This window comes from Verminephrobacter aporrectodeae subsp. tuberculatae At4 (assembly GCF_000193225.1).
Taxonomy (GTDB): Bacteria; Pseudomonadota; Gammaproteobacteria; order Burkholderiales; family Burkholderiaceae_C; genus Acidovorax; species Acidovorax aporrectodeae.
This window is the reverse complement of record NZ_AFAL01000915.1, coordinates 1-293: the sequence shown is the minus strand read 5'-3', so window position 1 is coordinate 293 and position 293 is coordinate 1. Positions and strand designations below refer to the sequence as shown.

General features: G+C 76.5%; 1 protein-coding gene. It reads left to right on the top strand.

The window, feature by feature from the left end:
- Positions 1 to 293, top strand: a 293-nt coding sequence (locus VTU_RS29835) for a TolC family protein (protein ID WP_010109351.1), incomplete at both ends; no start/stop codon positions are given.

Genomic DNA, 293 nt, shown 5'->3' with positions numbered 1-293 from the left:
TGTACCACGCCGAGCGCGAAGTCGCGGCGACCAGCGCCGAGCTGGGCCAGGCGCAGGCGCAGCGCTACCCGCGTCTGGCGCTCAGCGGATCCATCAGCGCGGCCTGGCTGCGCAATGCGGGGGCGACGACCGACCTGGGCACCTGGAGCATCGGCCCGCTGACGCTGAGCCTGCCGTTGTTCGACGGTGGACGCCGCGCCGCGCAGACCGACGCGGCGCGGGCGCGCTACGACGAGGCGGCGGCGCTGTACCGCGCCCGCGTGCGCCAGGCGGTGAGCGAGGTCGCGCAGGCG